The organism is Paenibacillus sp. FSL P2-0089 (assembly GCF_038595095.1).
In the GTDB taxonomy this organism is placed as follows: domain Bacteria; phylum Bacillota; class Bacilli; order Paenibacillales; family Paenibacillaceae; genus Paenibacillus_AQ; species Paenibacillus_AQ silagei.
On the sequence record NZ_CP152006.1, the window covers coordinates 496,928 to 518,401 of the forward strand.

The window sequence follows — 21,474 nt, forward strand, 5'->3', positions numbered from 1 at the left end:
TCTACCATCATCCTACCCATGAGGTGAATCCAATGCCTGCAAACTTTGAATTCTTACAGGGACAAACGGAATATAAGCTGTTTGCTTCAGCGGCTATCGAAGCAGAGAAGGTTCTTGCTACCTCTCCTGCAATGGCGGCCGTGGGCAGCAGGAAAGCTTTTGAGCTTGCGGTGAAGTGGGTATATGCTGCCGACAATACCATCACGATGCCTTATAAGGATAATTTGCAGGCATTGATTCATGAACCAACCTTCAAATTTGCGATGGAAAATCAGACTTGGGGTAAGCTTAGTTACATTATCAAGCTAGGGAACCTCGCGGTACATACGGATAAGAATATCAGTCGGAGCGATGCAGTCTTGTCGCTGGCTGCTTTGTTTGAATTTGTCCAGTGGCTTGATTACTGCTACGGGGCTAATTATGAGGAACGACATTTCATTGAAAGCAATATTCCAGCCGAAAAGGTTGTTTTGGATGAAGCAAGGATTAAGGAAAAGGATAGTTTAATCGAACAAAAGGAATCAGAAATTGAGGCTTTGCGTGCCCAGATTGCAGCAATGAGTGATAAACTTACCGCTGATAAAGGCCAGCATCAGGAAGAACGCCAGTTTACACCTGGAGATCTTTCGGAGTTCCATACACGTAAGAAATTTATTGATGTTGACCTAAAATTGCTTGGCTGGACACTCGGAGATGATGTAAGGGAAGAAGTAGAACTGTTTGGTATGCCTAATAACGAAGACAAGGGTTATGCTGACTATGTGCTGTACGGCAAAGACGGTCTGCCGCTGGCAGTGATAGAAGCCAAGCGAACTTCGAAGGACCCAAAAATCGGTACTCATCAGGCCAAACTGTATGCCGATTGTCTGGAACAGATGACTGGAAGACGGCCGATGATGTTTACGACGAATGGTTTTGAAACGAATTTGTGGGATGATCTTACCTCGCCACAGCGTAAAGTAAGTGGGATTTTCTCTAAGGCAGATCTACAGAAGTTAATGAACAGAAGAAATGAACGTAAAGTGCTCAATGAAGTCATTATTGATGACAAGATTACTGATCGTTACTACCAGAAGGAAGCAATCCGTGCTGTATGTGAGAATATCATGGAGGGACACAGACGATCTCTGCTAGTCATGGCAACTGGAACCGGTAAGACCCGAACGGCCTCCAGTTTAACAGATGTCTTGTCCCGTGGGGGATATGTGACCAATATCCTGTTTTTGGCTGATCGGAAGGCATTGGTTAAACAGGCTAAAGATGATTTCAAAAATTATTTGCCTGACATGTCGCTGTGTAATCTGTTGAGCAATAAGGATGATAAAACAGCCCGTATTGTGTTCTCTACTTATCCAACAATGCTGAATGCCATCGATAGGGCAAAGACTGATGATGGGAAACGCATATTTACGCCCGCTCACTTTGACTTGATTATTGTGGATGAAGCCCATCGGAGTATTTTTAAGAAATTTCGTGCGATTTTTGAATATTTTGATGGTATTATCGTAGGATTAACTGCTACCCCCAAGACGGAAGTGGATCGGAATACGTATGATTTCTTTGAGATGCAAAATGGTGTACCAACTTATGCCTACACCTATGAAACGGCTGTAGAGGTTGATCATGTTTTGGTTCCTTACTATAACATTGAGGTTACGACAAGATTTCTGGAGCATGGGATTACTTATGATAATCTTTCGCCAGAAGATAAGGCGCGCTATGAGGAGGACTTTACGGATGAGGACGGTGAAATGCCTGAGTTCATTCCTTCTCCTGCAATTAACGAATTCATTTTTAATCAGGCCACAGTAGACCGTGTATTGGAAGATCTAATGACTCAGGGGATTAAGGTGGCAGGCGGGGACCGGCTTGGGAAAACAATTATTTTTGCCCAGAAGAAAAATCATGCCCAGTATATCGTGGAACGCTTTAATAAGCTATATCCTCAATATAAGGGAACTTTCGCCAAGCGGATTGTCTCTGAAGATACCTATACGCAGAGTTTGATTGATGATTTCAAAATTCCTGATAAAGAGCCCCATATTGCCGTTTCTGTGGATATGCTGGATACAGGTATAGATGTTCCTGAGATTGTTAACCTTGTATTTTTCAAGCGGATTCGTTCGAAAACGAAGTTCTGGCAGATGATTGGCCGTGGAACAAGGCTGCGCCGGGATTTGTTCGGAGAAGGTGAGGATAAGCAACGCTTCGTCATCTTTGATTATCTGGGCAACTTTGAATTTTTCCGTCAGCATAAGGAAGGTCTTCAGGGAAATGAAGGCCAGAGTTTGTCTGAAGCGATCTTTGCGAAGCGAGTACGTTTGATCCATTATTTACAGCAAGCTAGTTTCATTGATGAATCCTATCAGGCTGTCCGTACAGAGTTGATAGCCATAGTATTGGGGCAAATTCTTGCACTGAATACTGAGCTCGTATCTGTAAAACTGCAATTACAGCATATAGAAAAGTATAAACATCGTGAAGCTTTTGTCTGTCTGCTGGATCAGGATAAATCAAATCTTATTATGCACCTTGCACCTATTGTATATATGTCTGATACAGATGAACACGCCAAACGGTTTGATAATTTCATGTATGGTCTGATGATTGCCCAGATTGAGGAATCGCCGCAATTCAAGAAGGGAAAGAAGCAGCTGATGGAAGTAGCTACTAACTTGCTTGAGCGGGCCACTATCCAGTGGATAAAAGAAAAGCTACCACTTATTCAGACTATTGGTACGGAGGAGTTCTGGGAGAGTGCAGGTCTACTGGATTTTGAAACAGTACGTAAGGAGCTGCGTGGTTTGATTAAATTCATTGTAGATGAAGAAGGTGGTAAAAACCCCATCTACACAAATTTAATGGACGAAGTTCTTGAAATTAATGAAGGGAAAGGAATGTATGAAGCCTATACCTTTGAAGATTATAAGCTTAAGGTGAATCGTTACATCGAGAAAAACCGTGATGCAATTGTAATTCATAAGCTTCGTAATAATATTCCTTTAACTGCGCTGGACTATGAAGTACTGGAAAAGATTTTTACAGGTGAATTAGGTACGGCTGAGGATTATCAACGGGAATTCAAAGATACACCGTTTGGTTTATTGGTCCGTAGAATTGCCAAATTAGAGTATGAGGCTGCCACAGCTGCATTCTCGGAGTTTATTAATGACCAGTCTTTGAATCAGGGGCAAATTGTATTTGTCAAAAAAGTTATAGATTATATTGCTCAGAACGGCTATATCGATAATGTATCTGAACTTGTTAAGCCGCCATTTGATAAGCCGCAAAGTTTTGTGAAGTTGTTCGATGGTGCGAAACAAAAAAAGCTGGTGGAGACAGTCACAAGGATTAAGGATAATGCGGTAAAGGTTATTGGGTAAGATCAATTGCTTTCCAGTATTATTTTTATTTAATTCGATATCCGCATTAAAATATTAGTTTTATCGCTTACAATATGACTGTATGAGAGGGAATATCAAAAGTTTCTCCGAGTGATTAGTTATGAGGGGGAGATATGGTGAGTTTTCCGATATGGTTTATAGAAACAATTCAGGATCGATTAGTTGAAGTAAGTGCACTAATTGAACATCAATCCGAGCCTAGACGAGTTTTTGATGAAGAGCGCAAAGCTTTTGAAGAATTATTTGCTTCCATCGATATTGTGCATAAGCCAGAATTTGAAAACTGGGAAGATAAGCTTTCCATAAAGCAATCTGTTCTTTATGAACGTTTATATCTACAGGGACTTAAGGATGGGATGCAACTTGCACAAGCTTTTACTGCTACTTAGGAAATAATACAAACATTATTTCAGGGCTGTTCATTCGACAGTCCTTTTTTATGCTTATTTTTGGAAGGGATATCTCCTAGATTGTCGAATTACCATAAATATTGTAAGTCCAGATGAAGGGGTGTTAACTATGGGGAATATGTGGCTTGTAAGAGCGGGGGAGAAAGCATACCTTATCGACGAATTCAAAGAAAAGCAAGCGATCGCGATAGGTTGGGCTCAATTGGGGAATGTCAGTACAGTGAAGACTTTGGCAGAAGTGAAGAGGCTTTTGAAGTTAGCGTATCCTGAATACAAAGAAGGTAAGATCAATATAACTGCTGGCCAGATTTTTCGGTTTGTGAGTGATTTTAAAATAGATGATCTTGTAATCACTTATCATCCGGAAGAGCGTCTTTATTACATAGGAAGAGTTGTTTCAAATTATGAATATAAACCTGATTATATTACGGATAAGCCACAAATTCGCAGAGTAAATTGGGAGGGGACAGTATCTAGAGATGTTTTGTCAGCCAGTGCTCGGAATACGCTTGGTTCTATTATGACTATTATTGCTATACCCAATGAAGTTCAGAAGGAATTGCTCAAGCAAATGGCGGCTGGTCAGGCAGTTGTTAATTCATCAGATCAAACAATAGAGCCTGTGAAAGCTGATACAGAGGAGGAGGCTGAAGAATTAGAGATCATCAAGGATGACGTTATTGAGAAGTCCAACGAGTTTATTAAGGATAAGATTGCTAAGTTAGACTGGGAGCAGATGCAAGAACTTGTGGCAGGTGTACTCCGAGGAATGGGGTACAAGACGCGAATCTCACCTAAAGGGCCGGATCGAGGAAGAGATATTTTTGCATCTCCAGATGGTCTAGGGCTTGAAGAACCAAGGATTATAGTGGAAGTAAAGCACCGTTCAGGCAGTATGGGATCTAGTCACATACGTAGTTTTACTGGAGGATTAAGAGTAGGGGATCGGGGGATTTATGTATCTACTGGTGGATTTACCAAAGAAGCCAAATATGAAGCGGAACGATCAAATATCCCTTTATCGTTAATAGACTTGGATCTACTAGCGGAGTTAGTAACGCAATATTATGATCAATTTGATTCAGAGACACGGACTTTAATACCGTTAAGGAAGATATATTGGCCGTTATAAGTTTGGGGTTTTTAGATAACTAAGGATGTGGTGTATCCACATCCTTAGTTATTGATACATTCTAAGATTTAGTCAAATACCCATACAACTTACTCTCAACAGCATTCTCTAATAGCAGATTTATATGCACAACGGATATAGACTTATTATTTTTGTCCAGCATAGATGCCTGTACAGCAGTTTTTTGATCGGGATGTGCTTTACCTAAGTAGTAGAATTCTGTTCCATCTGCATCATCCTTTTTCACGAAAACATGAAGGTCGATTTCTAGACGATCTGCCTCAAGAATTGTTTTAACCTCCTTAGATTCAAGTTTTCGTTTATTTTTTGTTGACCACATTAAAACCTCTGTATTGATAAAGTTTTCTTTATATTTCGTACTTGCTTCTATTTTTTCATTTTTGTGATAGGTTACAAAGATAGGGCAAGTTTGATGCTTTGTTTTATAGCCATATATCGTTGAGCCCTCGTCATTATTCCAATTCAAAAGTTTACAAGCATCTTTTCTGGAATACTTCCTGTATAAAGTTAAAGATTCGCCAGGACTGTACTGTTCATTTTTATGAAAAGCAGTCTGAATAATATCAATCACCATTTCTCTAAAGTACGTGTTATTCTTTAGCGAATAAGCCAACGTTGGATGGAACACATAATTTTGAGACGGATCGAATTGCACTACAGCTATTTCTCCATACTTTTTTCTTGTGGCTTCAGTGAAAAAAGATAAATTTAGAACACGTAAGACAGAATCCAACGTTGCGGAATCGGTTAGGCAGCCATCCTCCATAAGTGCATTCATATACTCGGTCGAAGTAACACTATCTCCAGAGAGTAGTAAGTTTATTAATATAATCTCATGTCTGCGTTTTCCATTTAGAATCTCTTCCGATAGCATTACTATATAACTTTTCTCGTGCTCTGATAAGATGGGAATATTTTCTTTAATCTTTTGTAGAAAGTGATAATAACTTGAATGCTCATCAGTGAATATAAGCGGATCAATTGAGTTTGCTTCAATGAAATCCATCAGTTTGGGTATTCGATTAAGGCGATTTTTAAGTTGAGAGTAAGATTCTTTAAGAATCTTAAGTGCTGTTAGATTACTATTACTAATCGAGCGATAAATTTGTTGAAGGGCAATTTCTTCGAAGTTAATGGTTGAGATGCCCTTAATATAACTGGTGTCCTTCATGTGACGACGAATATTATCCTTGTTTTGAGTCTTGTCTCCTGACAGGGCTACAGGAATCAGATAATTATTTTTATAGTTACCAATAAAGTCGATAATCGTGACGAACTCTTTATTAGGATGCTTACGTAAGCCACGTCCTAGCTGCTGAACAAACACTATACTGGACTGAGTTTGACGAAGCATCACAACTTGGTTAATACAAGGGATATCGATTCCTTCATTGAAAATATCTACAGTTAGAATATAGTCTAGGTTACCTGATTCAAGATCAGTTACACAGCGCTCCCGTGTTTCTTGACTATCGCTTCCAGTCAAAGCTACTGTACGATAACCTTTCATATTTAGAATGTTAGATAGTTCGATAGCTTCTTCTCTGCGACTACAAAAGATTAAGCCCTTTATGGCTTCCCCTGAGTAACCGTAATACTCAACCTTTTCAATTAAATAAGAAACTCTTTCATCAGTGATTAGCTGGGAGAGTAGAGTCGTATCATCAATGATTTGGCCGTTGTATTCAAAGTCTGTAACTCCAAAATAGTGAAATGGACACAACATATCTTCTTCCAAAGCTTCTTGAAGGCGGATTTCGTAAGCAATGTTGTAGTCGAATAGTTCATATATATTAAATTCATCAGTGCGTTCTGGAGTTGCTGTCATGCCCAATAGAAACTTAGGTGTGAAATGTTCGATAACTTTAAGGTAGGAACGTGCTCCTGCTTTATGAACCTCGTCAATCAAAATATAATCAAACGCCTCAGGATTAAAATTACTTAATGAGGAGTTCTGAGAGATGGTTTGAATTGTAGCAAAGAGGTACTTGGCTTCTGTTTCTTTACTATTTCCAGATAAAATACCGAAATCACTGTCCGTACCGCCTAGTATTCGTTGATAATCAGATAAAGCTTTGTGCAATATTTGTTCTCTGTGTACTACAAAGAGCATTCTCCTGGGAGCAAAGTTCTTCACGTCAAAAGCAGACAGATAGGTTTTTCCTGTTCCTGTCGCTGAAATAACAAGTCCTTTAACTGCCCCTGTTGTGCGCAACTCCTTTATATTTTGTAGTGCTCTCTCCTGCATTTTATTAGGTGAGACTAAACCAGATTCAATTTGAGGAAATTTGTCAGGAGTTAAGGGCATTGCTAGTCGATCATTTCGGGTTACCCTCTGAACCTCTTCATAAAGGATTTGATATAATTCGATCCATCTATCGGTAAGTGGAACAGCATTAAGCCATACCTTTTCAAACTCACTATGGAACTGCCCAAGAAGGCCCCCATGTTTAAATGAGGTTAATTTCACGTTCCATTCGTAGTTGGCTTTTAATGCTGCCGCAGTCAGATTAGAGCTTCCCATAATGATTGTTGAATGATCTTCATGTTGAAAAACGTAACCTTTAGCATGAAAACCACTTAGATCTGTTAAACGCACCTCAACATTCGTTATTTTTAGCAACTCTCTATATATCTTTGGCTTGTTAAAGTTTAGATAATTTGAGGTTAGGATTTTACCACTAATCCCTCTTAATTTCAGATCAGCTAAATGTGACTTAAGGGTTGCTAAGCCACTCTCAGTAATAAAGGCAACAGAAATAATGAAAGAGGAACAACGGTCCAGCTCCTCTAACAAAGGCGTAAGTACATAATCATTAGTGTCCTTATTATTGACTAACAGTTTTGGCTTATATTTATCTGGCGAATCCTGTTGATGGTCAATAAACGCCCAGCTTAAAGAATTGTTTAAATGTAGAAGGGGATTGTCCATTTCATTTCCCCAGTGTTTCTTGAATTTTTTGAACAGCAGGAATATCGGCAGGCGCCCATTCTAAAGACATTAATTCATTAGCAGGTAACCATTGTATGGCAACATGTTCAGTTAAGGTTGGTGTGCCTTTTAATAGATTGCAATAAAAAGTAGTGAGATGAACAAAACCAAAGTCATATTCGTACACAGTGGTCTCGATCGCTTCACCTATTTCAATTGTGCAGTTCATTTCTTCATCGATCTCTCGTTTTAGTGCAGACTGTGGTGATTCTCCGTCCTCAATTTTCCCGCCTGGGAATTCCCACATGTAGGCCAATGCTTTGCTGGCTCCCCGCTGTGCACAAAGTATTTTTTCATTTTCAATGATCACAGCACCAACAACATGGATATGTTTTTTCATTAGTTAGTTCCCTCCGGTTATGCAGCTTAATGAGAAAGATATGGATTCTGCATTGATAATACTATTTTAGTATACTTTCATGAATGTTTACATACTGCATATAAGGAAGAGTCCGACCGGCAAATGCCCTATGGAGGCAGTACAATTTTGCAGGACTGGAGTAAGTTGCTTCTTTTCGATTGCTTGGGCATTTTTTCTGTAACAGAACTGAGATTTTTTTACTTTATGAACTGATTTGTGGTATAGTAAAGGCAGAAAAAACGTAGAATACAAAGAGAGCCGTGCGGCAAACACGACTCTCGGAGCAATAGCCGCTTTTAAGGGCGGTGGCTTCAAAAGGTAAACCGTCAAAAAATAGACCGCGTCCCTTGGTGAGGGCGGTCTATTTCTTTTTGAGGTAATTTAGCAGAGCGATAATGAACATGCCAAACATGAACATCAGGGACAATGCTTGATAAACCTCCATTGGCGTCACCTCCCTTCCGGGAGATTAGCCGACCGCCCATATAAGCCTTTCTATTGCTTCAGCGATTATACCACGAATGGAAATATTTGAATATACGAACAGAGCAGACTCTTCCAATGGATCTCGCCGGAAGAGTGGGCTCGGGCTAATGAGAAATTTTAAGAGAGTGGTACATTAGGCAGGAGTAAGTATAATAAAAAAGAGAGCCGTGCTGGACACACGACTTTCGGAGCAATAGCCGTTTATAAGGGCGGCGGCTTCTAAAGGTTATCCATTGAAATAGGACGCTTTCCTTTGGCCGGGGTGGCCTGATTCTTTTTGTGGAAAGAGAGAATCAACACAACCAGTGTCACGTAAGAAATCATTAGGGTCAATGCTTGGTATACCTCCACAGGCATTACCTAAAAGCTCTCGCAGAAAGCTACTTCGTAAGCTTAAGGTTTTCCAGTCTACTGAGTAATTCTAAGAGAGTCGTGCAATGGGCAGGAGAAAGTATAGTGAAAAAAGAGAGCCGTGCAGCGAACACGACTCTCGGAGCAATAGCCGCTTTTAAGGGCGGTGGCTTCAAAAGGTAAACCAGTCAAGAAATAGACCGATTCCTTTGGTGAGGGCGGTCTATTTTTTTGTAGTAATTTTGAATATACTCACCCATCCCCCTAACCAAGCTTAAAAGCAGGCTCCCCCACCTGCCTTTGGGCTTTTTTTCATGCCTCTAAAACCCCCTCTCTGGAAATTTTTTCTCCCATCGTAATACTTCCGCCATGTTCGCCACGCTGGATATCAGTGATGATAGACCCTGTAAGATAACGCCAAGCGCGTTCATCCTACATCCGGTTCTTATCCGGGCGGGCGTAACGAGGCGGGGATCTCTGGTGATCCCGCAGTGCCGGCATGTATGTTACGGTATCCTGTACGGTCCGTTGCGGTAAGAGCACCTAAGGGGTTCGATTCCCCGATCGCCTTCTAAGCGACGTTGGTTACAGTACTCGATTTCCATCGAGCGACTATTGAAGCACAATCTGAGTAAAACAACCAATGGACAGGATCTCTGGCGGCTAGTCTAGCGCACTGCGGAAGGGCTTTGCAATCCGTGGATACCGATGGTGCGGCAGCAGGGGAGACTGAGGTAAGGACAGAAGGGAACGAAGGCTGGCTGAACGTTGGGTTAGCCTCAGGTCTCAAGAGTCCTCCCGGACCTCCCGGCAGACCGCCTGTCTCAAACGTGATTCCGCCCGGTCCACAGCGGGATTCTGTCATCCATTGGCCAAACATGAAGGGGGTAATACATATGATGTTGAAGCCAATCACGATTCAAGCGGACCAGCGCGGTCTGCTCTTTCATAAGGGAAGTTATGTGAAGCGGCTGCTGCCGGGAACCTACCGTTACTTCTCATGGTCGCAGCATACGGTGGTAGTACTGAACATTGGCAGACCGTTTAATGTCGAGGGCAAAGATCTGGAGCTGTTCTTACAGGAGGATGAACTCCTGCGGGAGCTCGATGTCGTTCGTGTACAGGATCATGAGATCGTCCTGCACTATGAGGATGGTCAATTCAAGCAGCTGCTGAAGCCGGGGGTGTATGCTTATTGGAACCTCCTGAGGAAGCACACCTTCGTGCATACGGATATCCGGCAGCCGGAGCTGCCTGCCGGGATCGACCGCTCGATTATCCCGAAGCTTACTCCGTATGTGCAGTGCTACGAGATTGCGAGCTACGAGCAGGGCTTCCTGTTCTATGATCATACGCTCCAGCGGGAGCTTACGCCGGGTAAGTATTATTTCTGGAAGGGACCGGTCTCGGTGCTGACGAAGACGGTCGATCTAAGACAGCAGCAGATGGATCTGGTGGGCCAGGAAATGATGACAGAAGATAAGGTCTCGCTGCGCCTGAACTTCGTATGCCAGTACACCATCGTCAGTCCGCACCGCGTTCTGGAGATGAAGGGGTTTGACGAGCAGATCCACATCCAGCTTCAGCTCCTGCTCCGGGAATATGTCGGGACGCTGAAGTTGGACGATCTCCTGAAACGAAAAGAGGATGTGGCCACCTTCATTCTATCCCGTATCCAGGAGAAGGGAGAAGAATTCGGGGTACGTTTTGTCGGGGCGGGGGTGAAGGATGTGATTCTGCCAGGGGAGATGAAGGACATCCTGAATACCGTCCTGCTCGCCGAGAAGAAGGCGCAGGCGAACCTGCTTACCCGCCGGGAAGAGACGGCTTCAACACGCAGCCTGCTGAATACGGCGAAGCTGATGGACGAGAATCAGACGCTGTTCCGGCTCAAGGAGCTGGAATTCCTCGAGAAGATATGCGACCGGATCGGCTCCATCTCGGTTACGGGCGGCGGCGATCTGCTGGAGCGGTTAAGCTCACTCATCGGGGCCAATAAGTAGACGACTTAAGATATAAGTAAAAGACGCCCGGGAATGTCTCCCCGCAGCGTCTTTCTTTGTTAACTTATTGATAAGTTCCAGTATACTTAGGCGATACCAGCTTAGTACCTGTGGCTTCTTTGAGTTCCTGGACGCGGGCGTTCTTCGCGGCTTCGATATCCTTCAGGCCCAGCTTGTCCAGTGTGGCGAGGGCTTCCGTGTAGACGGATTCGAATTCAGCATCGCTTTTGGCGAAAATGATTTTGGGAACGACTTGTGCCCAGTAGACATTGATTTTCGCTTCGGCATTGGCTTCCTTGGAGCCGGGCTCATACGCATCGAACAGGTTGCCGGAATCCATAACGTCATTGCTGAACATATATTTGGCTGTGCCGGAGAACAGCTTGTCCATATATTCCGTCTGCTCGGTCTTTTCGGCTTCTTTGACATCCTTCAGCCAGACCTCATTAACCATCCACCAGATGGAGTCGAAGCCCCATTTCTTGGAGGCGGCGTTCCAGTCCTTGTTGATCGCTTCCTCAATGTCGGAGTTCAGCTTGTATTTACCGTCTGCTGTTACCGTGAAGGTCTCGCCTTCCTTGCCGAAGCTGTTGACGGTCTGGCCATGCTCGCTGTACAGATATTCCAGGAACTGAATTGCGCGGTCCTGCTGCTTGGACTTTTTGTTAATGAAGGTCAGGGTCCAGCCCTTGTTGAGCGATCTGCCGTATTGCGGAAGCGTGCCTTCCTTGGACTGAATAGCGTCAACGGTTACATATTTCGCTTCTTTATCGGCTTGGTAGAGATTGTTGACCGGGTCTTTGTAGTCGGCGTAGCTGCCGATCTTCATGAAGATTGAGCCCTGCGTCATTTTCTCCGCAATCTGGTTGTGGTCGCTTGTGAAATTCTCCAGTGATAGCAGATCTTCCGAATACAGCCGGTTGACGAATTTCAGCACATTCTTGAATTCGCTGGTGCGGCGGACATCTGAATAAGAGCCGTCCTCTGTCTCGCTAACGGCGCCGAAGGAGCCGCTCAGCACGCCCAGGGAGTCGTTGATATACTTATCCTTATCGTCCAGATAGACCGGAATGATATCCATACCGTTATATTTCACCCCGGCGGCCTTCACCTTCTTCAGCGCTGCAATCAGGGAATCCTCCTGCTGCAGGTCTTCCATAGTAATGCCAAGATCGTTCATGATGTCCTGGCGGACCAGAATCTGGCCGTTGGAGCGTTCATTGTAGAACTTCTTCACCCCGGGATACTGATCCAGCATCTCCGGAGATACATAGTAGTTCGGAATCGAGTAGAGATTGCCGTCCGGCTGGGTGTACCAGTCTACCATGGATGGCGGCAGAATGGTGGTCAGGTACGGATCATACTCCTCCATCAGCTTGTTAAGGGGAGCCACTGTGCCGCTGCTCATCAGCGTCTGGATCAGCGAGTTGCTGTTCCAGCGGTCCAGTGTGATAATGTCGGGCAGATTACCGGTTGCCATCATCACGTTGAATTCGGAGTTCACATCATTCCCGGCGAGTACATAATCGACGCTGACGCCGGTCTCCCCGGTAATAAGCTTGTCTACATAGTTGTTCTGTGCATCCCATTTCTTGGAGTACCCCGGTACGCCTACATACCAGGACAAGGTGGCAGGCGCTGTGTTGGATGTCCAGCCGGGTTCTGAGGCTGTTGCTGTATTTGCGCCTGTGTCCCCGCTGCCGGCAGCCGCTGTAGGCGACGGGGTGGTTTCGTTATTGGCGTTGCCTGCTTTGGAGCAGCCGGTTAATACGAGTGTCAGACTGAGACAGATGGATAATAAGGCCGTTGCTGTTTTCTTCATTTTTTTACCCCCAAGTTATCATCGTAAGCTATATGTTCATCCCACCTTAAGCGGATTTATCCTTTGACAGAGCCTATGAGCATGCCCTTGATGAAATATTTCTGTACAAAAGGATAAATCAGCACAATCGGGAGCGATGCGGCGACCATGGCGGCTAATTGCAGGGTCGTTGTCGTGACGGTACTGTGCGCCGTGCCGACGGTGCCCGACATATTAGCCAGCAGTAGAGCGGCTTCCGTGCTTTGAACCAGTTTCAGGATATAGAGCTGGACCGTCTGCAGATGATCGCCGAACGTATAGATCATGGCGTCATAATAAGCATTCCAGTGGCCGACAGCCGTGAAGAGCGAGACCGCGGCGATCACGGGCTTGGATAAAGGCAGAATAAACTTGAAAAAGATGGTGTATTCCCCGGCCCCGTCGATTTTGGCGGATTCGATCAGTGCTTCCGGCAGCTCGGCGAAATAGGAGCGGAACAGAATCACGTTCCAGAAGCTGAACAGGGCCGGAATAATGAACACCAGGAAGTGATTGTACAGTCCCAGCGAGTTGATCAGAATGAAGAACGGAATCATTCCGCCGCTGAGGTACATACTGCTGAGTCCCAGCATGGAGTAGAATTTCCGGTATTTAAGGTTCTGGCGGGAGAAGGCGTAAGCGAACATAGCTGTAAACACAATATGGGTGAACGTACCGATCACCGTCCGGGCCACGGTAACCCCGAAGGCCCGGATCAGAGCGCTGTCGCTGAACAAAGCGCTGTAGTTGTCCCAGGTGAACTGCCGGGTGAACAGGTACACGCCTCCTCTGGCATAGTCTGCGCCTTCGTTGAAGGAGCCGATCACTGAATACCAGAACGGATAGAGCGTAAATACAATCAGAATGAGCATAATCAGAACATTGCATGCATTGAACAGATGTTCCCGCCATGAGCGATCCTTAACCACGAGCGTACCCCCTAGAAGATTCCTCTTTTTGTTATTTTTTTGGCCGTGAGGTTGGCAAGATAGAGCAGGACGAGCGCAATGACCGTCTTCATCAGACCCACAGCCGTAGCGTATTCCATACGGAACTCCCTGAGCCCCACCTTGTAGACATAAGTGTCAATGACCTCGCTGCTATCAATATTCAGAGGATTCTGAAGCACGAAGAACTGGTCGAAGCCGCTGTTCAGGATATTACTAATGGAGAATACGAGCAAAATGACAATCGTGCCGGTAATGGACGGCAGCGTGATGTGCCAGATACGCTGGAAGCGTGTGGCTCCGTCCATGTAGGCCGCTTCGTACATTTCCTGATCGATGCCCGCAATGGCGGCGAGATAGAGTATGGCCCCCCAGCCCAGCTCCTTCACGAGATTCGTGAGCACGGCAAGCAGCCAGAAGTAGTCCTGTTCCCCAAGGAAATGGATCGGCTCGGAAATGATCCCAAGCTGCAGCAGCACATAGTTAACGACACCGCTGCTCGGCGACAGAATGTTGATAATCAATCCGCCGAAGATGCTCCAGGAGATAAAGTGAGGCAGATAAGTGACCGTCTGCGTCAGCTTCTTGAAATGCTGGGAAGTCAGCTCGTTGAGCATCAGTGCGAACAGGATGGTCAGGGGGAAGTTGATGAGCAGCCCCAGGATATTGATGCCAAGCGTATTGCGCAGCATATTCCAGAAGTTGATATCGTTCACGAACTCCTTGAAATTGTCCAATCCGACCCATTCTGCCGTAAAGATGCCCCGAATTCCGGTGACGATGTTATATTCCTTGAAGGCAATCAGTACACCGTAGAGCGGAATAAATGTAAAGACGAGAATGAATATAATACCGGGAAGAATCATGGTCTGAAGCGACAGCTGATCCTTGTTCCGGAAGTTCCTGCCTGTGCCCGGGGATTTGCGCGCCGCGAGCGTAGCCTCTGAATCTGTCATCTGGCAACCTCTTTTCTCTTGTGCTTCATCAATTGTAAGCGGATTAAGAAAGCGATAACAGGATTGGAGGTTATGAAAAGGTATCATTATTCATCCTGAACAGACAAAAAGCCCCTCCTTTCGCGTGAGCGAAGCGGGGAGCCTGCGATCATGAGGCAGAGTGAGACAGAGTGGGGCGGAGGAAGCTCCGCTTAGGTTGAGTTCACCGGGAATGCTTCTGATATTCCTTCGGACTAACCCCGAAATAGCTTTTGAAGACACGGGAGAAGTTCTTAGGGTTGCTGTAGCCGAGCTGCTCGGATACTGTATGGATTTTGACATTGAGTCCGCTGAGGGCCTGTCTGGCGTATTCCATCCGCTTCATCGTGACATAATCCTGGAAGTTGACCCCGGTGCTGTCCTTGAACATTTTACTGAAATAGTTATAGCTCATATTACAATAATTGGCGATAAAAGCCATGTTGATGCCGTTCAGCAGCTGCTCCTGCACATAGGTCTTGGCAATCTCCACCACATCGCCGCTGTGCGCCAGACTTGCGCGGGCTTCGATCATGTGCAGGATGCAGGACTTGAGGTACAGCCGCAGGGCCTCGCTTCGTTCGAAGGTAGAGAGGTCGCGCTTCTGGCCGGGCAGCCAGCCGATCGTGTGCAGGATGATCTCGTAATTATGGCGAATGCTGCTCATGCTGCTGCTCTTCAGGGCTTCTTCGTTAAAATAATGCTGGATCAGCGGGAGCACCTGCTCCCGGCGCCCCATATCGATCAGCTCCACCAGCGTTCTCAGATGCTCCGGCTTGATCCGGGTATCTTCCTTGTTCAGAGTATCCTCGTACACAATAAGGCTGTGCCGGGAGGCGGTCAGCTTGTACTGAAGCGTATCCAGTGCGCTCTGGTAGGCAAAGGCCAAGCCGCTCGTGCGGCTACCGGACTCCGTAGCACCGGCTGCTGCGGGCTGAACCGCGCCGGGTGCGCAGTGGACCGCAGCACCGACGGCAACCGCGGCGGAGCCGTCCGCCAGGAACGGCTGCAGCAGCTTGCGTATGCCGCCGTCGTCATACATCTGGTCATCATAATTGAGCCAGAGGACCAGGTCATTATGGCGGTTATAGAAGGGGAGCAGACTGAGATGGGGCTGCTCCCAATCGGCAGCCAGCAGAATGTGTTCCCAGTTGCCGCCGGCGGAAGGCTCGTGCGGAGCCGGTTGGCTCACGGAGACGATGGCCGCCGCAGTGACAGGATGAGGGAAGCGGCAGCCCAGCTCACCCAGTACGGCCTGGATGGCATCATGATCATCCGGGGCAGTGTGCAGAACCTGATTCATGCCCCGGCTGGCCTTCTCCAGCAGGGCTAGTTTTTGCTCTGAGTGGCCTTCAAGGTCCTGCTGCTGCTCCTGCTGAAGCTCGTGCACCGTCTTGTTCAGCACCTCTGCAAGGTCGCCGGAATGGACCGGCTTCAGCAGATAGTCACGCACGCCCAGCTTGAAGCTCTCCTTCACCAGATGGAAATCATCGTATCCGCTGATGACGATGATCTTATGGCGCTGGTGCCGTTCGCGGAGCGTACGGAGCATCTCCAGCCCGCCCATGCCGGGCATGTTGAGATCTGTCAGCACGATCGGCGGTTCTTCCCGCGCGATCACCTCCAGCGCATCCGCGCCATCGCGTGCGGTCAGCAGCGGGCCGATCTGAGGCACCTTCAGGTACTCGATAATATCCTGAAGGCCTTCGCGTACCATTTTCTCATCATCCACGATCAACAGCTTGTACATCCTTGAGCCCTCTCATTCATAAGGAATTCTAATCTGAACCTTCGTATAGTCATTGCTCTTGCCCTCCATGGTAATGGGGTAGGCGTCGCCGTAATACAGGCGCAGTCTGGAGTTGATATTGTGCAGGCCGATGGAGCGGCGGGGCGGCTCGGCCGCAGGGTCCTCGTAATGGAGCGGGGCGCGAAACTGTTCATTCAGGCCGGCAATCTGTCCTTCCTCCATCCCCCAGCCGTTATCGGTGATATCGATGATGACCTGCTGCTGAATGGCGTAGGCCCGCACCTGGATATGCAGCAGCTCCCGCCGGGCGGTTTGTCCGTATTTAATACTGTTCTCCACGATCGGCTGGAGCAGGAACTTGATCACCGGAAAGGTTTTTAACGATTCCTGGACCTCAATGTCCAGCCTGATCTCCTTGCTGCTGCTCAGCGATTGCAGACTGACGTACTTGCGGATTAAGCCGATCTCCTCGTTCAGCGTCGTATGCAGGGTATTGTCGCTCAGGTTGTAGCGCAGGATCTGCCCGAAATCCGCCAGCCGGTCCGCCGTATCGAAGATCCTGGCCTTAATCAGCTGCATCCGGAAGATGTCTAGAGTGTTGTATATGAAATGCGGGTTGATCTGATATTGCAGCGCCTTGATCTGGGCTTCCTTGCGCAGCCGCTCCTTCATGACCACCCGGTGGATCAGCTCGTTATTGCGCTCGATGAGATCGTTGAAATCATGCGCGAGCTGTCCCAGCTCATCCGGCCTGTTATCTGGAATGCGGATCGAATTGTTGCCGGTAATGACCTGGCGCATGACCGACACAATTTTGTTGAGCCGCAGAAAAATCATTTTGAACATGAAATAACAAGTGATCATCAGCAGCAGAATACTGAACACGATCAGCAGGATCTGATTCCAGACATTTTTGCGGACAGAGGCATTGAGCTGCTCCAGTGATACCTTATACACGAGGCTCTGGCCGATGGAATCGAGGTTACGATGCAAATATAAATATTCTCCCTGGATAAAATAAGCTCTCTTATCGCCGATATGCTGCTGCAGGATGGCTGCTTCCTCTGCTTCGTCCAGCTCTGCGGTAGATAGTCCAATATGGCCGCCGGCATAGAGGAATTGGGCGTTCGACAGATTGGCGGGCTCCTCCTCGATGCTGAATAGGCTGTCCTCGGCCAGCGTAACCACGGCCAGTCCCAGCATGCCGCGGGCAGGCGAATACAGCTTGGTAAGCAGCGTATACTTCCTGCGCTCATCGTGTAAGCTGGCGGGGCCCAGCTCACGGTCATCCGGCAGCAGCCACAGCCGGGTCTCCGAATCCTTTTGCACAAATTGCTGTAGCTTCGGATGAGAAGAATAGTTGCTCAGATGAAAGAAATAAGGCCACGACTCCGGGATGGCGTCATTCCCCATATAGACACGGATGGAATAGTCGTCACTCTCTGAGAAAGCGGTCGCATATTTGATAATGGGCGTGACGGTGTCCAGATATTCCTTCAGAAATTCCGATTGATCCCCCAGATAGGGGTCATTGATGAATTCGAGCATTTTGTTGTTCCGGCTGACCATGGAGGTCAGATCCGATGCCACCTGGATGCGGCCTTCAATATCCCGATAGGATTGGTCGAAGGCATGGGACATATTGGTGATGAAGCTGTCCTGGATGTTGCGCGTAGTATGGGTGCTGTTCCACACGAGCAGGACGGAGAGTAGAATAAAGGGAATGGTATAGAACACAATCATTTTGACCATAATGCTGTTTCTTCGTTTGGATATCATAGCGTTGTCACCTTCTGCGGCAGATCTTTACGGGTCCGGGAAGCCGGTAGCCGTATGGGTATTTATGATCTACTATGAATGCTGCCGTCCAAAAGAACAATCGAAAATGAATTAATGTTCATTTTGTGCGATTGGTTCCCTCCCTTTGTACTAACGTCTTTCGTTCCGCTTTTCTACAATAGAAGTATTACAACGCAGAAAGGTTTTGACCTAAATGAGAGAACGGTTAAGCATGGACAAGGATTGGCTGTTCCATCACGGAGATATAGCTATCCCGGTGGAGAACAGCCACAAAGCGGTATACGGCAACGCCAAAGCAGGCGGCATCATGGGAGCGGCCAGCATCGAATGGAACGATAATGAGTGGGAGACGGTAGGGCTGCCGCATGACTGGTCTTACCGCCAGCCGTTCGACCGCGAGGGCGGGGTGCCGGACTTCGGCTATAAGCCGCGCGGCATCGGCTGGTACCGCAAGAAGTTCAAGCTGGAGCCGTCCGATAACGGCAGACAATTGCTGCTGGAGTTCGACGGCATCGCCACCTATGCGACGATTTATTTGAACGGCAGCGTGCTGGGGCGGAACTTCTGCGGCTATACCAGCTTCGTGGTGGATATCACGGACAACGTCTTCTATGGCGACCGCCCCAATTTGCTGGTGGTGAAGGTCGATGCCTCGGTGTCCGAGGGCTGGTGGTATGAAGGCGCGGGCATCTACCGCCATGTGTGGCTTACGAAGAAAGATCCGCTGTCCATCGCAGACCGCGGCATCTGGGTCAATCCGGTGAAGCAAGATGCGGACAAGTGGCTGACGAACGTGGAGACGAGGATTACGAATGAGCGGGAGACGGCAGCGGAGGTTGAACTCCTGTCCCGGGTAGTGCGTGCCGACGGAGCAGTGGTGGCGGAGGAACGGACCGCAGGCCGCGTGGAAGCGGGGGAAGCCGCCGTTCTGAAGCAGGAGCTGCCTGTTAGCTCGCCGCTGCTGTGGGATGTGGATGCTCCGCACCTGTACAAGCTGCATTCCACCCTGCTGGTGGACGGAGAAGAGCGGGACACGGTCACGACTTCTTATGGTTACCGCAGCATCCGGATCTGCCCCGATACCGGATTCTATCTTAATGAACGCCCGCTCAAGATCAAAGGCACCTGCAACCATCAGGACCACGCCGGAGTTGGCGTAGCGTTGCCGGACGCGCTGCATGAATACCGGATTGCACGGCTGAAGGCTATGGGAAGCAACGCTTACCGCTGTGCCCATCACAATCCTGCGCCGGAGCTGCTGGAGGCCTGCGACCGTCTCGGCATGCTGGTGATGGACGAGAACCGCAACTTTGACAGCTCGCCGGAAGGGCTGCGCCAGGTGGAGAATATGGTGACGCGCGACCGTAATCATCCGTCTGTTGTATTCTATAGCCTGTTCAATGAAGAACCGCTGCAGGGCACACCGGTCGGACGCAAAATGTTCAAGCGGATGAAGCAGGCGATCCTGCGTCTGGACGATACCCGTCCGGTTCTCGGGGCCATGAACGGCGGCGTTATGGAAGACGGCGGAACGGTCGACGTGATGGATATTGCCGGATTCAACTATATGCATGGCGGCTACGACCGCTTCCATGAGAAGCATCCGGGCCAGCCGATGATCGGGTCCGAGACGGTCAGTGCTTTTGCCACAAGAGGGACTTACGTCAGCGATACCGCGCTGCAGTTTTTTGACAGCTATGACCGGGAACGGGCGAATTGGGGCAACACCGCAAGGGAGTCGTGGCAAGCCATTAATACCCGCGACTATATGATGGGCACCTTTGTCTGGACAGGCTTCGATTACCGCGGCGAGCCGACGCCTTATGAATGGCCCAGCGTCAGCACCCACTTCGGCATCCTGGATACCTGCGGATTCCCCAAGGATTCCTATTACCTGTACCAGGCGTTCTGGCTGGACGAGCCGGTTGCGCATATCACAGGCGGCTGGAACTGGCCAGGGAAGGAAGGGCAGCCGGTGACCGTCATGACGCATACCAACTGCGATGAAGTGGAGCTGTATGTCAACGGGGAGCTGCGGTATAGACAGGCTGTCGAACTCTATGAGCAATGCCAATGGGAAATTCCTTATGAGCCGGGAACGCTAAGGCTGGAGGGGTATCGTCAGGGCAAGCGGGTCGCTGTAGATGAGAAAATAACGCCCGGGGCAGCTTGCGCGCTGCGCGTGGAGACGAGCAAGCCAGTCCTGCTTGGCGACGGGCGGGACGCGGTAGTTGTCAATGTCTACGCCATCGACGCCGCAGGGCGGTTTGTGGAGACGGCGGGGCAGCGGGTATCCTTCTCGCTGACCGGCAGCGGCATTATTCTGGGAGCGGGCAACGGCAATCCCAACTCCCACGAGCTGGACCATCTTATGGAGCGTTGCCTGTTCAATGGCTGCCTCCAGCTGATTGTCGGAAGTGTTGGCAGCGATGCGGGGCATACCGATATTGAACTGACGCTTCAGGGGGAAGGCTTGCAGCCTCTGGTGCAGGTCATCCCGGTAGAAGCGGTGGACGAGCCTCCCTATGTATTGTCTGTACACGAGCGTTATATCAACAGCTGGCTGCTGACACAGGAGCTCTCTCCGGAGCGTCCGGACCCCAATGTGGAGATTCATCCTACGGACATGAACTCCTGGGAGAAGGTCGACGTCAGCTTCGGGCCGCAGCAGCTGCTCCAGGGAGCAGACGGCTATGTGATTTACCGCAGCTCCATTACCCTCACAGAGCGTGAGAAGAGTAGCAGCCCGTATCTATATTTCCATGCGCTTAGCGGGGATACCGAAATCTATGTCAATGGCCGGCTGCTGGCCAAGCAGTCCTCTCCATGGCCAATGACCCTGGAGGTTGCGCTTGACGATGTGGAGCTTGGTGACGAGACGGTATTGTCCGTGCTGGTCGGCATTCAGCCGGATGTGTATAAGCCGGGCATTAACGGTGCGGTTTCGATGGGGTTGAGGGGGTAGGGGCCGGTCTATTTCTTTGTGAAGAGAGAGGCGGATTG

Annotated in this window: 13 protein-coding genes; 5 read left to right on the plus strand and 8 right to left on the minus strand. The window is 48.0% G+C overall.

All coding sequences use genetic code 11. From position 1 onward, the window contains the following. Positions 1–32 precede the first annotated feature (32 nt). The 3 genes from NST69_RS02070 to NST69_RS02080 all read left to right on the plus strand — a co-directional run bounded on the left by NST69_RS02070 (position 33) and on the right by NST69_RS02080 (position 4,946). Positions 33–3,383, plus strand: a complete 3,351-nt coding sequence (locus tag NST69_RS02070; protein WP_342548345.1) for a DEAD/DEAH box helicase family protein — start codon at positions 33–35, stop codon at positions 3,381–3,383. Positions 3,384–3,520: 137 nt separating this feature from the next. After that, the gene (locus NST69_RS02075; RefSeq protein WP_339312738.1) at positions 3,521–3,793 is read left to right on the plus strand and encodes a hypothetical protein; all 273 of its coding nucleotides are present in this window, start codon (positions 3,521–3,523) and stop codon (positions 3,791–3,793) included. A 130-nt stretch (positions 3,794–3,923) separates the two neighbouring features. Further along, positions 3,924–4,946, plus strand: coding sequence for a restriction endonuclease (locus NST69_RS02080; RefSeq protein ID WP_339312740.1), 1,023 nt, complete (start codon positions 3,924–3,926; stop codon positions 4,944–4,946). Between the two features lie 61 nt (positions 4,947–5,007). Here the strand turns inward: NST69_RS02080 and NST69_RS02085 are convergent, their stop codons facing one another. The 3 genes from NST69_RS02085 to NST69_RS02095 form a co-directional block, all read right to left on the minus strand. Beyond that, positions 5,008–7,899: a DEAD/DEAH box helicase gene (locus NST69_RS02085; protein WP_342548346.1), complete on the minus strand. Its 2,892-nt coding sequence runs from the start codon at positions 7,897–7,899 to the stop codon at positions 5,008–5,010. Between the two features lies 1 nt (position 7,900). Further along, positions 7,901–8,299 (minus strand): (deoxy)nucleoside triphosphate pyrophosphohydrolase, encoded by a 399-nt coding sequence (locus tag NST69_RS02090; protein WP_036730802.1) that lies wholly within the window; start codon positions 8,297–8,299, stop codon positions 7,901–7,903. A 382-nt stretch (positions 8,300–8,681) separates the two neighbouring features. Continuing rightward, entirely contained in the window at positions 8,682–8,765 is an 84-nt protein-coding gene (locus NST69_RS02095) for a putative holin-like toxin (protein ID WP_219214875.1), read from the minus strand. A 1,291-nt stretch (positions 8,766–10,056) separates the two neighbouring features. Between NST69_RS02095 and NST69_RS02100 the strand changes: the two genes are divergently transcribed. After that, a complete protein-coding gene (locus NST69_RS02100; protein WP_342550057.1) occupies positions 10,057–11,160 on the plus strand; it encodes a slipin family protein in 1,104 nt (367 codons plus the stop codon). 64 nt (positions 11,161–11,224) lie between these two features. Here NST69_RS02100 and NST69_RS02105 read toward each other — a convergent pair whose 3' ends face one another. From NST69_RS02105 to NST69_RS02125, 5 genes are all read right to left on the minus strand, one after another. Further along, complete coding sequence (locus NST69_RS02105; RefSeq protein WP_342548347.1) at positions 11,225–12,982, minus strand: hypothetical protein; 1,758 nt, start codon at positions 12,980–12,982, stop codon at positions 11,225–11,227. Between the two features lie 56 nt (positions 12,983–13,038). Continuing rightward, entirely contained in the window at positions 13,039–13,929 is an 891-nt protein-coding gene (locus tag NST69_RS02110) for a carbohydrate ABC transporter permease (protein ID WP_339312743.1), read from the minus strand. An 11-nt stretch (positions 13,930–13,940) separates the two neighbouring features. Continuing rightward, complete coding sequence (locus NST69_RS02115; protein WP_339312744.1) at positions 13,941–14,903, minus strand: ABC transporter permease subunit; 963 nt, start codon at positions 14,901–14,903, stop codon at positions 13,941–13,943. Positions 14,904–15,105: 202 nt separating this feature from the next. Then, a complete protein-coding gene (locus NST69_RS02120; protein ID WP_342548348.1) occupies positions 15,106–16,671 on the minus strand; it encodes a response regulator in 1,566 nt (521 codons plus the stop codon). A gap of 12 nt (positions 16,672–16,683) precedes the next feature. Further along, positions 16,684–18,450 (minus strand): histidine kinase, encoded by a 1,767-nt coding sequence (locus NST69_RS02125; RefSeq protein ID WP_342548349.1) that lies wholly within the window; start codon positions 18,448–18,450, stop codon positions 16,684–16,686. Between the two features lie 214 nt (positions 18,451–18,664). Here NST69_RS02125 and galA point away from each other — a divergent pair, with 214 nt between their 5' ends. Then, entirely contained in the window at positions 18,665–21,436 is a 2,772-nt protein-coding gene (galA, locus tag NST69_RS02130; RefSeq protein WP_339312749.1) for a beta-galactosidase GalA, read from the plus strand. Positions 21,437–21,474 lie beyond the last annotated feature (38 nt).

Coding starts and splice junctions, on each gene's coding strand:
- NST69_RS02070 (WP_342548345.1), top strand. CDS start 33: ATGCCTGCAAACTTTGAATTCTTACAGGGACAAACGGAATATAAGCTG.
- NST69_RS02080 (WP_339312740.1), top strand. CDS start 3,924: ATGGGGAATATGTGGCTTGTAAGAGCGGGGGAGAAAGCATACCTTATC.
- NST69_RS02085 (WP_342548346.1), bottom strand. CDS start 7,899: ATGGACAATCCCCTTCTACATTTAAACAATTCTTTAAGCTGGGCGTTT.
- NST69_RS02090 (WP_036730802.1), bottom strand. CDS start 8,299: ATGAAAAAACATATCCATGTTGTTGGTGCTGTGATCATTGAAAATGAA.
- NST69_RS02095 (WP_219214875.1), bottom strand. CDS start 8,765: ATGGAGGTTTATCAAGCATTGTCCCTGATGTTCATGTTTGGCATGTTC.
- NST69_RS02100 (WP_342550057.1), top strand. CDS start 10,057: ATGTTGAAGCCAATCACGATTCAAGCGGACCAGCGCGGTCTGCTCTTT.
- NST69_RS02105 (WP_342548347.1), bottom strand. CDS start 12,982: ATGAAGAAAACAGCAACGGCCTTATTATCCATCTGTCTCAGTCTGACA.
- NST69_RS02115 (WP_339312744.1), bottom strand. CDS start 14,903: ATGACAGATTCAGAGGCTACGCTCGCGGCGCGCAAATCCCCGGGCACA.
- NST69_RS02120 (WP_342548348.1), bottom strand. CDS start 16,671: ATGTACAAGCTGTTGATCGTGGATGATGAGAAAATGGTACGCGAAGGC.
- NST69_RS02125 (WP_342548349.1), bottom strand. CDS start 18,450: ATGATATCCAAACGAAGAAACAGCATTATGGTCAAAATGATTGTGTTC.
- galA (WP_339312749.1), top strand. CDS start 18,665: ATGAGAGAACGGTTAAGCATGGACAAGGATTGGCTGTTCCATCACGGA.